Source organism: Pontibacter sp. GD13, assembly GCF_058216355.1.
In genome coordinates this window covers 164,352-178,331 of record NZ_JBYZMQ010000004.1, presented here as the reverse complement: position 1 = coordinate 178,331, position 13,980 = coordinate 164,352, and the positions used below count along the sequence as shown (strand labels likewise).

The 13,980-nt window shown below is 51.9% G+C and carries 12 protein-coding genes; 4 read left to right on the top strand and 8 right to left on the bottom strand.

Annotated features, from left to right (window positions below; translation table 11 throughout):
- Positions 1-35: 35 nt before the first annotated feature.
- Positions 36-1,430, bottom strand: a complete 1,395-nt coding sequence (locus AC4BAN_RS08380; RefSeq protein WP_490563942.1) for a DUF5723 family protein — start codon at positions 1,428-1,430, stop codon at positions 36-38.
- Positions 1,431-1,714: 284 nt separating this feature from the next.
- On the opposite strand from AC4BAN_RS08380, the gene meaB reads away from it, so the two are divergent.
- Positions 1,715-2,695 carry a methylmalonyl Co-A mutase-associated GTPase MeaB gene (meaB, locus tag AC4BAN_RS08375; protein WP_490563941.1) on the top strand — a complete coding sequence of 327 codons (981 nt, stop codon included), beginning with the start codon at positions 1,715-1,717 and terminating at the stop codon, positions 2,693-2,695.
- A gap of 172 nt (positions 2,696-2,867) precedes the next feature.
- On the opposite strand, the gene folB is transcribed toward meaB, so the two are convergent.
- From folB to AC4BAN_RS08360, 3 genes are read right to left on the bottom strand one after another with little or no spacing between them, the layout of a single operon-like run.
- Entirely contained in the window at positions 2,868-3,224 is a 357-nt protein-coding gene (gene folB, locus AC4BAN_RS08370; RefSeq protein ID WP_490563940.1) for a dihydroneopterin aldolase, read from the bottom strand.
- A gap of 13 nt (positions 3,225-3,237) precedes the next feature.
- Positions 3,238-4,215 carry a DivIVA domain-containing protein gene (locus AC4BAN_RS08365; RefSeq protein WP_490563939.1) on the bottom strand — a complete coding sequence of 326 codons (978 nt, stop codon included), beginning with the start codon at positions 4,213-4,215 and terminating at the stop codon, positions 3,238-3,240.
- Positions 4,212-5,141 (bottom strand): WD40 repeat domain-containing protein, encoded by a 930-nt coding sequence (locus AC4BAN_RS08360; protein ID WP_490563938.1) that lies wholly within the window; start codon positions 5,139-5,141, stop codon positions 4,212-4,214. Before AC4BAN_RS08360 ends, AC4BAN_RS08365 begins: the two co-directional genes overlap by 4 nt.
- Positions 5,142-5,248: 107 nt before the next feature.
- Here AC4BAN_RS08360 and AC4BAN_RS08355 point away from each other — a divergent pair, with 107 nt between their 5' ends.
- On the top strand, positions 5,249-5,887 hold the full coding sequence (locus AC4BAN_RS08355; protein WP_490563937.1) for a 4'-phosphopantetheinyl transferase family protein: 639 nt from the start codon (positions 5,249-5,251) through the stop codon (positions 5,885-5,887).
- 21 nt (positions 5,888-5,908) lie between these two features.
- On the top strand, positions 5,909-6,511 hold the full coding sequence (locus AC4BAN_RS08350) for a redoxin domain-containing protein (protein ID WP_490563936.1): 603 nt from the start codon (positions 5,909-5,911) through the stop codon (positions 6,509-6,511).
- A 79-nt stretch (positions 6,512-6,590) separates the two neighbouring features.
- Here the strand turns inward: AC4BAN_RS08350 and AC4BAN_RS08345 are convergent, their stop codons facing one another.
- From AC4BAN_RS08345 to AC4BAN_RS08330, 4 genes are all read right to left on the bottom strand, one after another.
- Positions 6,591-7,439 carry a transglutaminase-like domain-containing protein gene (locus tag AC4BAN_RS08345; RefSeq protein WP_490563935.1) on the bottom strand — a complete coding sequence of 283 codons (849 nt, stop codon included), beginning with the start codon at positions 7,437-7,439 and terminating at the stop codon, positions 6,591-6,593.
- Between the two features lie 183 nt (positions 7,440-7,622).
- Entirely contained in the window at positions 7,623-9,251 is a 1,629-nt protein-coding gene (locus AC4BAN_RS08340) for an acyl-CoA carboxylase subunit beta (protein ID WP_490563934.1), read from the bottom strand.
- Between the two features lie 84 nt (positions 9,252-9,335).
- Positions 9,336-10,430, bottom strand: coding sequence for an MlaD family protein (locus AC4BAN_RS08335; RefSeq protein ID WP_490563933.1), 1,095 nt, complete (start codon positions 10,428-10,430; stop codon positions 9,336-9,338).
- Between the two features lie 22 nt (positions 10,431-10,452).
- The gene (locus tag AC4BAN_RS08330; protein WP_490563932.1) at positions 10,453-11,235 is read right to left on the bottom strand and encodes an N-acetylmuramoyl-L-alanine amidase family protein; all 783 of its coding nucleotides are present in this window, start codon (positions 11,233-11,235) and stop codon (positions 10,453-10,455) included.
- A gap of 73 nt (positions 11,236-11,308) precedes the next feature.
- Between AC4BAN_RS08330 and AC4BAN_RS08325 the strand changes: the two genes are divergently transcribed.
- Positions 11,309-13,972: a putative LPS assembly protein LptD gene (locus AC4BAN_RS08325; protein WP_490563931.1), complete on the top strand. Its 2,664-nt coding sequence runs from the start codon at positions 11,309-11,311 to the stop codon at positions 13,970-13,972.
- Positions 13,973-13,980 lie beyond the last annotated feature (8 nt).

Genomic DNA, 13,980 nt, shown 5'->3' with positions numbered 1-13,980 from the left:
AAGGCATGCAGCTGCCATCTTCACGCATTGGTTAGCTACAGTATTTTTGGTTTCCCGATCTTGAAGCGCAGGAAGCCCATGGCGAAGGAGCCGCCGGGGTTATTGGCAGAAAAAGGAGCCGTGATATCGCGGGTGCTCACGCCTAACTCATATACCGGGGTTACGATGGCAAAGCCGATGGGTAGGTTCAGTTTGTCGCCGGCACCGGTTGATACGCCTGTGCTTAAACGGATAAAAGGCAGCGGCTTCACGTCTATTCCCAAGCCTACGAAGTCTTCTGAGATATTGCCCGGCGCATCGTTCAGGGCGTGTACATAGTCCAGGCCCGCTTCTACTTTGTTGCCCAGTTTCACGCCAATGCCTGCCCTGAAGCGGGTTGGCAACTGGGTGGTGATTGCACTAACCGGGGCAAACACCAGGGCGCTGTCGATGATGGTTTTCACCATGTCGGCTGCGTTGTCAAAATCATATTCATCCGTACCGTGGTACTCCGGCAGTTTAAAGCCGTTATCCTTAGCTTCCAGCAGGTTTTCCGTCCACGTCATTTTACCGATATCGGTTAATGAGACACCCAGTTTCACAATTTTAGCAACCTCAGCAGAAATACCGGCATCAAACCCATGCCCGCGACCAACGGGGCTTAGCAGGCCATCGGCCGCTTTCCGGGTAAACTGTGGGTCATCTAAGTAGCGTTCGTAGTTGATGTCCAGTATAGGGGAAGCGGCGCTGTAGGCCTTCACCTCGCCATCTTTGGCACTGAACTCATACAAGGCCATCCCCTGCATGTACCGATAGCCTGCGCCACCATAGATATTCAGGGCAGGCAGGTCGATCAGCTTACGGCCGTATGCCACGTTCCACTCGTTCACCCAAGAGGCCTTCACCTCAGTTCCCTCAAAAAGCTCCGACACAAAAACCGTCTGGCCCGGGGCAAAATCCTGGTACAGCTGGGCATCCTGGCCCAGGAACACCAGCTCCGAGAAGTTTTTGTTAAACGCCACATGGCTTAAAGCGCGCTGCCGGTTACTGAAGGCAAAGCCCCCGATCTTGGGCAGGCTCACAGAAATGGCAAAGGTATTGAGGTCAGCCCCGGCATTCAGCACATTGTTGCTGGTAAATGCCTTAGCCAGGTCTTGCCTGGCTTCCAGGGTGAGTTGCTCGTTTTGGGCCGCCCCCAGAAAGCGATTAAGTGTTTTTCGGGTTAAAGCCTGTGAGCTGGCACCTACGCCGCCCTCCCCGATGGTGAAAGACACAATGGAAGTGCCGCGCCCCAGGTTGGCCGGGTTTACCCCAATGGCCTGAAAATCATGCACAAAGGTGTTCATTACACCGCCCCGGCCCGCCACCGAAAAGCTGCTCAGCTCAGTTTGTGCCATCGCAGCGCCCTGAACAAGGCAAACAACAGCACAAAGCGTAAAAAATCTCTTCATAAAAATTTAAATCGGAAGGAGAGTAATAAAGTAAATACCGCAAAACTACAGGGCTCACCTATCGCCTGCTTTATGTCCAATATATTTACCTTGAAACAATTGCGCAAATATAATTCGGATTACAATTTTAGCCTTTTAATTCAAAATAATTCCGGCAGGCACTAACTTGTTTATAAAATCAAAAAAAGCATATTTAAAGTACCAGGTTTACTTCAGGTTAAATGCCCAGAAGTTATAAATTTGTGAAAGCGCGTTAGCTTACTTCCATTTAACTACTATATAGCTTGGCCAACCGATTTAGCCCCGACACTTATGTTAAGGGTATATTAGCAGGAGACCGCGTGCTACTAAGCCGTGCTATTACCCTGGTAGAGAGCCGCCTGGCAACAGACCAGGAATTGGCGCAGCAGGTAATCAGCCAGGTGCTGCCCCATGCGGGCAATTCCGTGCGTGTGGGCATTACCGGTGTGCCAGGGGTCGGGAAAAGTACGTTTATTGAGGCTTTAGGCACTTACCTGATAAAGGAAAAAGGCAAAAAACTGGCGGTGCTGGCCGTGGACCCTACCAGCCAGCGCACCGGCGGCAGTATTTTGGGTGATAAAACGCGCATGGACTCGCTGGCAATCAACCCGAATGCCTACATCAGGCCCTCGCCGGCTGGCAAGTCGTTGGGGGGCGTAACCAAAAGCACCCGCGAGAGCATTATACTTTGCGAGGCGGCGGGCTATAACGTTATTTTCGTGGAAACCGTAGGTGTGGGGCAATCCGAGACGGCAGTGCACGCCATGGTCGATTTTTTCCTGCTGCTGATGCTGGCGGGCGCCGGCGATGAGTTGCAGGGCATTAAGCGGGGCATAATGGAAATGGCCGACGCGATTGCCATTACCAAAGCCGATGGGCAGAATATACAGCGGGCTAAATCGGCCCGGGTCGAATACCAGAACGCCCTCCACCTCTATCCCTTGGCCGCTTCCGGTTGGGTGCCCCAGGTAAGCGTTTGCTCTGCCCTAAAACTCACCGGCCTACACACCATTTGGGAAAACATAGCGGCGTATGTGGCGCTTACAAAGGAAAAGGGCTATTTTGAACAAAAGCGCCGCGACCAGAACCTGCAATGGATGTATGAGGCCATCCGGCAGGGGCTGGAGGAGAATTTTTACAGCCACCAGCAAATAAAAGAGCAGCTGCCAGGTATAGTCGAACAAGTGAAATCCGGCCAGAAATCCGCGTTTGCCGCAGCGGCGGAGCTGCTGCGGTTGGGATGATGTAGCTGGCTCTTCCCCTCCTCGAAAAGACAGGTCGCGACCTGTCCCTAAGAAGCTTAAAAAAGTATGGAGCAAGCTCCTTCAGTTGTAGGTAAGAGAGCTAGGCTGAAGTATAAAAAGAACGGCTGGTCCATTCCTGAACCAGCCGTTTTCAAATTTTACCTAGTATAACCTAACGCGCTTCCTCCAGGGTAACTTTGGCCCATTTGCAGATCCCACCCAGCGGGGGGTTGTATTTATACACACTCACTTTCACAGATTGTATGAAGGGGAATGCCTGGTATACTTTGTCGATGATGCGGTGGCCCAGGTGCTCGAGTAAGCGCGCGGGTACCTTCATCTCTTCCAGTACCAGTTTGTAGAGCACCTCATAGTTCACGGTTTCGTGCAGATCGTCGGTTTCGGCGGCACGGCGCAGGTCGGTGTTGATCACCAGGTCGATGCCATACTTGTTGCCGATCTTCTGTTCCTCGTCGTAAAATCCGTGGAAGGCAAAGAACTCCATGCCCTCCAGTGCGATCTGTCCCATGGCTACTGCCCGCTTAGCTTATGTCGTCGAAGAAGGAGCCTGCGCTCTGTTTTACGGGAGTGCCGTTGGTGGCATAGCTGCTTCGCGATGGTTCTGTGAGCGGTGGCTGAATCTCGGGTGTATCCGGGGTTACTGGCTGAATTTCCGGCACAGGCTGCTCGATTTCGGGGGCTGGTACACGGCCCGGGTAATCTGGCTGCACAGGCTCTATCTCCGGCGAAGGCACGTTGGGCACCGGTGTGACAGGGTTTGGTATTTCAGGCTGCGGCTGGGTAACATCCGGGGCGGGGTCGCCCAGAGGGGTGTAGCCGTTATGCTGCAGCACTGCTACGGGTGCGTTCGCAGCCGTAGATTCCGGTAATTGGTGCGTGTGGTTGTTGGTGTTCGTTTCCATATCTTTCAGGTTTTTTAGCAGCTCGGCGCTTTCTACTTGTACGCCGGCAGCCCTCGAAAGAATACTCTGAGTACCTGATTTAGGTTTTGATTTAGTTTTCTCGGCTCTTTCCAGCGCCTCGTTTGCCAGGTTTTTCAAATCACGCACCATGGTATCCAAGTGGCCTTCCATACGCTGGTAGTCCTGCTCCAGGGTGCTTACCTCCTGGCGCATTTCCACGATCACGCGCTCGGCGTCTTTTTTCGCGCCTTCCAGCATCTGGCGTGCCTGCTGGCGTGCCTGATTCAGCAGTTCGTTGGCGCTGAGCTCTGCCTCGCGGGCCTGCAGTTCAGCCGACTTGGTGGCCTGCTCCAGTATGCTGTTACCGGTGTCCTCGGCGGTTTTCAGTGTTTTGTAAAGCGATGACTCCACCTCGCGCAGCTTCTGTGTCTCGCGGTGCGAGGCGTCCAGTTTCATGCGCAAATCCTTGTTCTCATCCAGCAGCTTTTCCCACTGCTGCGACAGCGTCATCAAAAAAGCGTTTACATCATCTTTATCTAACCCTCTGAAAGCCTTCTCAAACGTTTTCTGCCTGATTTCTAATGGTGTAATCTTCATAAACTCCCTAAATTTAAATCCCAAACCGAAATGGTACGGTCATCGCTACACGAAACTAACTGATTCTTATGAGCCGTCCAAAATAATTTATTCACCGATGTGCCGTGGCTGGCGTTGCGCACTTTATCAATCACTTTCAGCAGTTTAAAGGTCTGCGCGTCCCATATCTTTATGGATTTATCCATGCTGCAGGTTGCAAAATATTGCCCGTCCGGGCTGTAGGTGATGTGGTTGATGGTGTACATGTGCGCAATCAGATAGCCGCGTTCTTTGTACTCCGCAGTAGTTTGCCACACCCGCAAGTGGGCATCGCGGCCGCCACTCAACAGCAGCTTGCCGTCAGGGGAATAAACCAGTGTAAAAACGGAGTTGGTGTGTGTGTCCAGTTCATACTTTAGGGCCAGGGTGCCGGCATCAAACACGCGTATCTTGTTGTCGCTGTAACCTGCCGCCAGCTCACTGGTCAGGTGATTGTAGGCGAGGCAGCGCACACTTTGGTCCGATTTCCGGAGCATCGTTTCCAGTTCAAAGCTTTCGCCGTTCAAAACACAGATCGCGCCGCCTCCCATGGCCACAAAAGCCCTGTTCTGGTCCGCAGTATACAGAATGTCGAAGATAGCCGTTTTGGGTAACGCCACAGCCTTTAGGCGCTGTTTCGTGTTTAGGTCGATTACCTGCAGCCCCTCCTGGTTTTGCCCAATCAGCAACAGGTTGCGCTCCGGCAAGTAACAAAGCGCATATACCGAACTGTTCACCTGCGCGATGAGCGCGCCGTTCTCCGGTTCGTCCAGGTTCCAGGCGACCACCATGCCATCTCCTGCCGCCGAAAAAAAAACATTTTCCTCCCCTGATCTTTCCAGGGTGTACACGCAGTCGCGGTGGCCGGTAAGCGTGCCTATCTTTTGTATCTGTACTTTGCTGGCCATGGCGCCTTACTACGGGTGTAACTTAATTTTTAGCTAAATTTACAATAAATAAGACGAACCAAACCGGTTTCTGCTTATAAAACCTGCGCACGCGCTTATTATTGTCTATGCCCCTTTTGCAAACATATCAGTTAAACGCCCATACCGTGCTCGGCGTGTGGCAAACCATTGAGCCGGCCATCGCCTTGCAACAATTACTCCCCACTCACCTGAATACAGCCGATTTTACGCCGAAACACCCCAAAAAAGAACAGGAATGGCTGGCGAGCCGGGTGCTGGTGTATACTTTGCTACAGCAGTTTACCCCTGACGCGCTTACCCTGCAGCGCAACGAGCATGGCAAGCCCTACTTCCCGCAAGCCTCTCTGCATGTCTCCATCTCACATTCGCCGCAGCTGGCCGCAGCTATTATTTCTGATAAGTATGAGGTTGGCATAGATATTGAAATGGTAAGCCCAAAGGCGCTGCGCGTGGCAGACAAGTTCTTATCGGCGGCTGAAAAGGAACATACCGCCAACGACCAGAAACAAACCTGCCTCTACTGGAGCGCCAAAGAAACGTTGTATAAGTTGTATAGCCGTAAGCAACTCATTTTCAAAGAAAACCTGCTTATCGCCCCCACTGCTGAGCAACATGTTTTGCAGGGACAGATAAAGACCGGTTTTTTTGATAAATTGTACAGGATCCATCACGATACCATCGCGAATCACGTACTAACTTACGGCCTGGACGATACAGCGCTTTAAAACGAACAAACTATAACTGATATGAAAAACTTCGCACTATTTGCCGCAGCCTGCCTGTTAACAGCTGGCGCTTTTGTTACGGTTGGGGCTTTCGCCCAGACTGGTGGTTATCAGTTAGGTGATAGAATAGCTAACTTCTCGTTGAAGGGCAGCAAGAACGAGTCTGTTTCGTTAAACGATTTCGCGAACGCGAAAACAGTGGTACTGGTGTTTACCAATAATCAGTGCCCCTATGCCAAACTGTATGAAAACCGCCTGGTAACGCTATCGAGCAACTACGCCAGCAAGGGCGTGCAGTTCGTTTTTATTAACCCGGGCTTGGGCGATGGCTCCGAGGCCTTGCAGGATATAACCGCCAAAAACTACAGCTTCCCATACCTGGCCGACACCGGGCAGAAGATCAGTTCACAGTTTGGCGCCACCAAGACCCCGGAGGTGTTTGTGCTGCACAATACCAACGATGGCTTTGTGTTAAAGTATAAAGGCGCCATAGACGATAACCCACAGGTAGAAACCGGCGTCAAAAATTACTACCTGCGCAATGTTATTGATGAGGTATTGGCCAACAGGGCTGTTTCAGCTCAGGATAAACGCGCCACGGGCTGTTTGATTAAAAAGTACTAACCTTTAGAAACACTTCCTTAAACAAGAAGAGGCCACCTGCTAGCAGGTGGCCTCTTCTTGTTTAAGGAAGTGTTTCTTTTTAAACCGGTGGCTCTTCGTCCGTGACAAGGGCCAATAGTTTGGTAACCTCTGTTGCCTTGTCCGGGTCGTTCATCTTCTCGAAAGAGAAAGCCAGGTTGCGGAGGGCGCGCTTTACAATTTCCAGGTTAGAGCAGGGCTCGTAAAATATATCGATCGGGTTCAGGTTCAGCTGCAGGATGTAATTATCAATATCAGCTTTAGACAGGATCAACCCTTTGTTGTACACATTTATATAGAACTGCAGGCCATTCAGCTTGTAGGTTAAGATAAAAAGATTAGGCAGGTTTACGCCAAAAACGGGCATCCCGAGGCGTTGCGCCAGTGTCATGTAGATAACACACAGTGTAAGCGGGTTGCCCCGTTTGGTCTCCAGCACCAGGTGCAGCATGGAGTTAGCCGGCGAGTGAAAGTTTTTGGTGTTCGCCGAGAAACGCTTTTCTCGGAACAGCACGTTGTTGAGCGCCTTTACCTGGTCGTACGGGTGCATTTCCTCTTTCATGTGCGTCCAGGCGTCAAAGTATAGCTGATCGATGGTGCGGCTAATTTCCGCGAAACTTGCATCGGGGTACAGGTAAGAGTTTACCAGGTACATGCCCTCCAGCAGGTTTTGGGCACCGGATTCCTTCCATTCCCTTAAACGTACCGATAAACCCACAAACTGAAGCTCATGGATCAGGTCCTCTATCTTTCGCTGCAGGTCCTGGTTCAGGGTTTCCTCCCACTCTTCCTCCAGGTAAGGAATAATGCCCTCCCCCAGGCCAACGATCTGCTTCTCCACATGCGACGCCACATCTGCATCACTGTCATCCAGCAGCGAGATAAGCGCCTTTATTTCATTCTTCGTCACGATGCTCCTCTAAATAAGAATACTTAAATTAAAAACAGGTTGAAAAAACCCCTCTATTTAAACGTAAGCCTGAAGCCACAAGTAAAGCAAAACAAGTGACACACCTAGTATAGTCGGGTGAAGGCAGAAGTATAAAAAGGCAAGGGTGTCCCTGTTTTACAATAAAACCTGTGCAGCCTTAGATCAGGTTTGGATCACGCCTACGTTGTACGGCTTTTCGATGGGTGCATGGTTAGCGGCCTCGATACCCATGGATATCACCTTACGTGTTTCCAGCGGATCGATGATGCCATCTACCCATATCCTGGCTGCTGCATAATAGGGCGATAGCTCCTCGTTATACTTATCCGTGATGCGCTCCAGCAATTCCTGCTCCGCCTCCGGGGTAATTATCTCGCCCTTTGCTTTTAAAGAGGATACCTGGATCTGTAACAGGGTTTTAGCAGCCGAAGCGCCACTCATTACCGCCAGTTGCGCAGTTGGCCAGGCATAGATCAGGCGCGGGTCGTAGGCCTTGCCGCACATGGCGTAATTGCCTGCCCCGTAGCTGTTACCAATCAGTATCGTAAACTTAGGCACCACTGAGTTGGCCATGGCATTCACCATTTTGGCGCCGTCTTTTATTATTCCCCCATGCTCTGCCTTGCTGCCCACCATAAAGCCGGATACATCCTGCAGAAAAAGCAACGGAATTTTTTTCTGGTTGCAGTTCATGATAAAGCGCGCCGCCTTGTCAGCGGAGTCGGAATAGATCACGCCTCCCATCTGCATCTCGCCTTTCTTGCTCTTCACGATCTTGCGCTGGTTGGCCACAATGCCTACCGCCCAGCCGTCGATGCGGGCCAGGCCGCAGATCAGCGTCTGGCCATAATGCTCTTTGTAGGCCTCAAACTCCGAGTTGTCCACCATCCGCAGGATAATGTCCATCATATCGTAGGGCTTCACCCTGTCTGCGGGCATCAGGCCGTAGATCTCTTTTTCCTCCAGCCTGGGGGCCGCAGGCTCCACACGACTAAACCCGGCTTTGTTATAGTCGCCCAGTTTATCGAATATGTTCCTGATCTGGTCCAGGCATTCCTTATCGTCTTTGCACTTGTAATCGGTCACGCCTGATATCTCGCTGTGCGTGGTGGCACCACCCAGGGTCTCGTTGTCGATGGTTTCGCCTACGGCTGCTTTTACTAGGTAAGAGCCTGCCAGGAAAATGGAGCCGGTTCCCTCCACAATCAACGCTTCGTCGCTCATAATAGGCAGGTAGGCCCCGCCCGCCACACAGCTGCCCATGATGGCGGCAATCTGCACGATGCCCATCGAGCTCATCACCGCGTTATTGCGAAACATGCGCCCAAAGTGCTCCTTATCCGGGAAGATCTCGTCCTGCATCGGCAGGAATACGCCGGCACTGTCCACCAGGTACACGATAGGCAACTTGTTTTCGATGGCTACCTCCTGGGCGCGCAGGTTCTTTTTAGCTGTGATCGGAAACCAGGCACCGGCCTTCACGGTAGCATCGTTGGCTACCACCACGCACTGGCGGCCTTTAATGTAACCGATGCCGGTCACCACGCCGCCACTCGGGCAGCCGCCTACCTCCTGGTACATGCCGTCGCCGGCAAAAGCGGCTATCTCCAAAAACTCGGCTCCATCATCCAACAGGTAATCCACCCGCTCCCGGGCCGTCATTTTGCCTTTGGCGTGTTCCTTCTCAATTCGCTTTTCACCCCCTCCGAGGTATACTTTGTTCAGTTTGTTGTTTAACTGGAAAATCAGTTGTTTCAGTGCGTCTTCGTTCTTGTTGAATTCGATATCCATGCAGGCTTTTTTATTGAATCTGGGTAGACATATAATGCAAAATCCGCCCTTAAAAGCGGATCCTACAAATATACGGTATTTACATTATGGCTTTTGAGATTTTACACCGGCGCGACCGGTGGTTGTCTTTCGTGCTTTAAGGGTGTCAGGCACGGGCACATACACCGTATCCGGCACGGTGCGGAACTCGGCTGGGTGCTTTTTTTGGATGTCTTTCACTTCATCCAGGGTAATCACGCGCCCGGTCTCATCTACTTTATACTTGTCTTTGCGGCCAAAAACCGAGAAGCTCACGTAGCGTTTCGGGTAGGCCTGTATATCGCGCAACAGCAGGTCGAGGGCCTGTGTGGAACGGTTCATGTTTTCGTACAACTGCTCGTCGTTCATCAGCTTGCCAATTGACCCCTCGCTGGAGTTCAGCTTGGTGGCGGCGGCATCCAATTCTTTCATGGCATTGTTGGCGTTTGCCACCAGTTGGTTAAATTCCGCCTGCTTCAACGAGTCGGTGATCTCTGTCATGTTGCGCGCCAGGCTGTTGATCTGCCGCTCTGTTTGGCGCAACGACGCGGTTAAGGCCGCCATATTCGCGGTGATAGAGTTAATATTCTGCTGGTTGGCCTGCAGGATCTTGTTCAGGGCATCGGTGGTGGTCTTGGTATTGGCTAGAATGGCTTGCAGGTTGCCTTTGGCCTCGCTATCAAGTAAGCGGTTCACGCGGGCAAGGGTTGTGTCCACCTTGTCAATAACTGGCACTGTTTTAGTAGAGATGATCTCGGTGATACTGCTCTCTTTATAGGGGATCAGTTTCTCGCCACCTTCATACTTTTTAGTGCTGTTGCCAAGATAAAGCGTTATGGCTTTACTACCCAGCAGATCTGAGTTTCCGAGGGCTGCAATCGTGGAGTCGCCTACCGAAATAGTTTCCAGCACATCGATCTTCACGAGTATCTTATTTCCTTTCTCGGTCATCAGCCGCATCTTCTGTACTGAGCCCACCTGTATTCCGTTTAAAATAACCGGGTTAGAGGGGGTTAGCCCATCCACGTTATCATAAACAACATAGTATGATTTTGAGTCAGAGAAAAGGTCGGAGCCTTTCAGGAACATAAAACCGAAATACAGGATAATTACCGCTACTATTCCTAGCAGCGCGACTTTGATTTCTTTGGATATATTCACGTAGGGGTTTTGCTTAGTGCATTTAGTTCATGGCCTCCAGTTCGTACTTATACTCTTTGAAGGCACGATATATTCCTGATGCCATATACGATTGGCCGGACTTATCGTTAAGGAATTTTTCTTCGGTGGGGTTTGTGAGGAAACCGCACTCGATCAGCACACTGGGCATATAAGATTTCCAGAGCACCAGGAATCCCGCCTGTTTCACGCCACGGCTGCTGCGGCCTACCTTGTGGCGAAACTCTTTTTCCACCTTGTCGGCAAAGCGCAGGCTATTATCCAGGTAAGCACTCTGGTGCAGCGTAAACAGGATGTGGCTTTGTGGGGAGTTCGGGTCAAACCCGTTGTAGTTCTCCTGGTAGTTGTCTTCGTGCAGGATCACGGCGTTCTCCCTTTTGGCTACCCGCAGGTTGCCTTCAGAAGTGTGCAGCCCCATGGTATATGTTTCGGTGCCGTATGCGGCAGAGGGCCCGGCGTTCAGGTGAATGGAGATGAACAGGTCGGCGTTGTTTTTGTTTGCGATGCCGGCGCGGTCTATGAGCTCCACAAAGTTATCGTCCTTGCGGGTATAGATCACTTTCACATCCGGCAGGTTCTTTTCGATGAGGCTTCCTAGCTGCAGGGCCAGGTTCAGGGCCACTTTTGCCTCCTGCGAGAACTTTCCGTTACAGCCCACGTCTTTACCCCCATGGCCGGCATCAATCACTACGGTGCGCACTTTGTAATCTTTACGAAGCTCCACCTTGTTTGCTGAGCAAAGCAGGAAAACCAGGGCCAGGGATGTAACGGTAACAATATTTCTCACAACGTGCGTTAGTTAAAAGCTAAAACAATAACTTTGTACAAAATAAATAAAACTTTAGGGAAGTCTGAAGAAGTTGCGCCACATTTTAATTTTTTTACTGCTGCTGCAGTTTGCCATACTCTCTCCGCTGCTGGTATCCGGGCAGCGCGTGCCAAAGTCGCTTACCGCCGCGCAGGACACTGCCGCCCTGAAACCCGACTCCGTCCGCCTGTCGGCGCCTAAAGGCGACATCGAGGCAACTATCAAATACTCGGCCAGAGACTCCATCCTTTTCGAAGTAGATTCTAAAGTGGTGAACCTTTACGGCGATGCCAAGATCAACTATGGCACCATGTCGCTGGCGGCAGCCTATATCCAGATCAACTATAATACCAACACGCTGCTCGCCACCACCCTCCCCGACTCTACGGGCAAGGAATCCGGCACCCCGCTTTTTTCCCAAGGTAGCGAAACTTACGCTGCCAAGCGCATTGCCTACAATTATAAAACGAAAAAAGGGCGCATTTCTGAAGTAGTAACGCAGCAAGGGGAAGGATATATACACGCCGAGGTGGTAAAACGCAACCAGAACAATGAGTTTTTCGGGTTGCGCGCGCAGTACACCACCTGTAACCTGGAGCATCCGCACTTTTACATAGGGGCATCCAAAATGAAGGGCATCCCGAACGATAAAGTAATGACAGGCCCCTTTAACCTGGTTATCGGCGACATACCCACCCCGATCGGTTTCCTGTTTGGCCTTTTCCCGACGCCGCGCCAGAACAACAGGGCTTCCGGGCTTATCGTGCCGAGCTTCGGCGAGTCGAGGGCGCAGGGCTTTTACCTGAGCAACGGCGGGTATTACTTTGCCTGGAACGAATACATAGGCACACGCCTGACCGGCACCATTTATTCTTTGGGCGGCTACAGTGTAAACATGGATAATACCTACCGGAAACGCTATGCCTACAGCGGTAACCTGGGCCTGCAGTACCAGTATTTCAAAAACGACGAGGCAGATGTGGAGCGCTCCCGCAGCACCTCCGACAATATCCTGAACGCGCTTCCGCCCACGCAGCGCACGATCTGGATCAACTGGTCGCACACGCCCACGCCAAAGCCAGGGCAGGGCCGCTTTTCAGCCAGCGTGAACGGTGGTAGCAACGGCCACCAGCGCCTGAACTACAACAGTCCGTCGCAGTATTTGTCGCCTACGTTCAACTCAAACATCTCGTACCAGAAAAACATAGAGAACACGCCTTTCAGCTACACGGCCAAGCTTTCGCAGAGCCAGAACATTGGCGGGGTGTACAATTTCATACTTCCGGACCTGAACTTCTCGATGACGCCGATCAGCTTTTTTGAGATCCTGACCAACAACCTGCCAACGGGCCGCTGGTACGAGCAGTTTTCCATCGGTTACAACCTTACAGCCCAGAACAGGGTATCGAACGTCACCCGGCCCGCTGATACCAGCTTTCAGGGCGTGCCCCTTATCGGCGAGCGCACGCAGGCCGATACCATTAGCCTGGGCGACTTCAGCAGACTTTGGGAGAACGGGCAGCGCTCCGCCAACCACAACGTGCAGCTGAACCTGGGCAGCTACAAGCTGGCGCGTTACTTTAACTTTTCTCCTTCGGTTAGTTACCGCGAAACCTGGCTCGACGAGAAGTACTCCTTCCGTTTTGACCCCGACTCGCAGAAGGTGGCAGTGGACACCACTAACTTTGGCCGGGTGTACGAATATAGCGCCAATGCCTCGCTGAGCACCACTGTTTACGGTACGGTATACTTTAAGGGCAAGCGCCTGGAAGCTATCCGCCACCTGGTGCGCCCCAGCATATCGTATAATTACCGGCCTGACTTTGGCCGCGAGCGCTTTGGCTTTTACCAGCGCGTACAGACCACCTCATTCCCAGAACCCAACCAGGAGGACACCAGGCTGCTGCCGCGGCTGGCCAACGCACCTGGCATAGGCTTACAAAACCAGCTTTCTTTCAGCCTGCAGAACAACCTGGAGATGAAGGTAAAGTCGAAAAGCGACTCTACGGAAAACAAGTTTGAGAAGGTTAGGCTGATAGACAACCTGAGTTTTAATACGGCCTACAACTTTGCGGCAGACTCGCTTAAGCTCTCCCCCATCAGCATGGCCCTGAACACGAACCTGTTCAAGATATTCAACGTGACCTTGACCTCTGCCTTCGAGCCCTACAAGCGCGATTCGCTGGGCAGGCGCGTGGATGATTACGTGTTTGACTTTTCGAAGCTAAAGCTGGCCACGCTGTCAAACGCCAATTTCTCGATAAGCGCCAGCCTGAACCCCGAGGCCCGCAGAACGCAGTCCAGAACCCCATCCAACCTGCCCATCCTGCAGCCGGACCTGGACCCTTTGCTGCCCGATTATGTGGACTTCAAGATTCCGTGGACCCTAAGCTTCGACTATACCATCAGCTACTTCAGAAGATTCGGCCCTGCCTCCGCCGCCGCGAACAACATCGTGCAGTCGCTGGGGGTAAACGGCTCGCTGAACATGACCGAGAAGTGGAAGGTGACCTATTTCGCCTCCTACGACTTTGTGAACCAGAACATCGCCAACGCCCGCTTCGACATTTACCGCGACCTGCATTGCTGGGAAATGAGCATCGGCTGGATCCCATTTGGCTTTCAGCGAGGCTACAACATCACGATAAACGCGAAATCATCGCTGCTGCAGGACCTGAAGCTCACCAAAAACCGATCAGCCCGCAACAATTTTTAACGAAACAG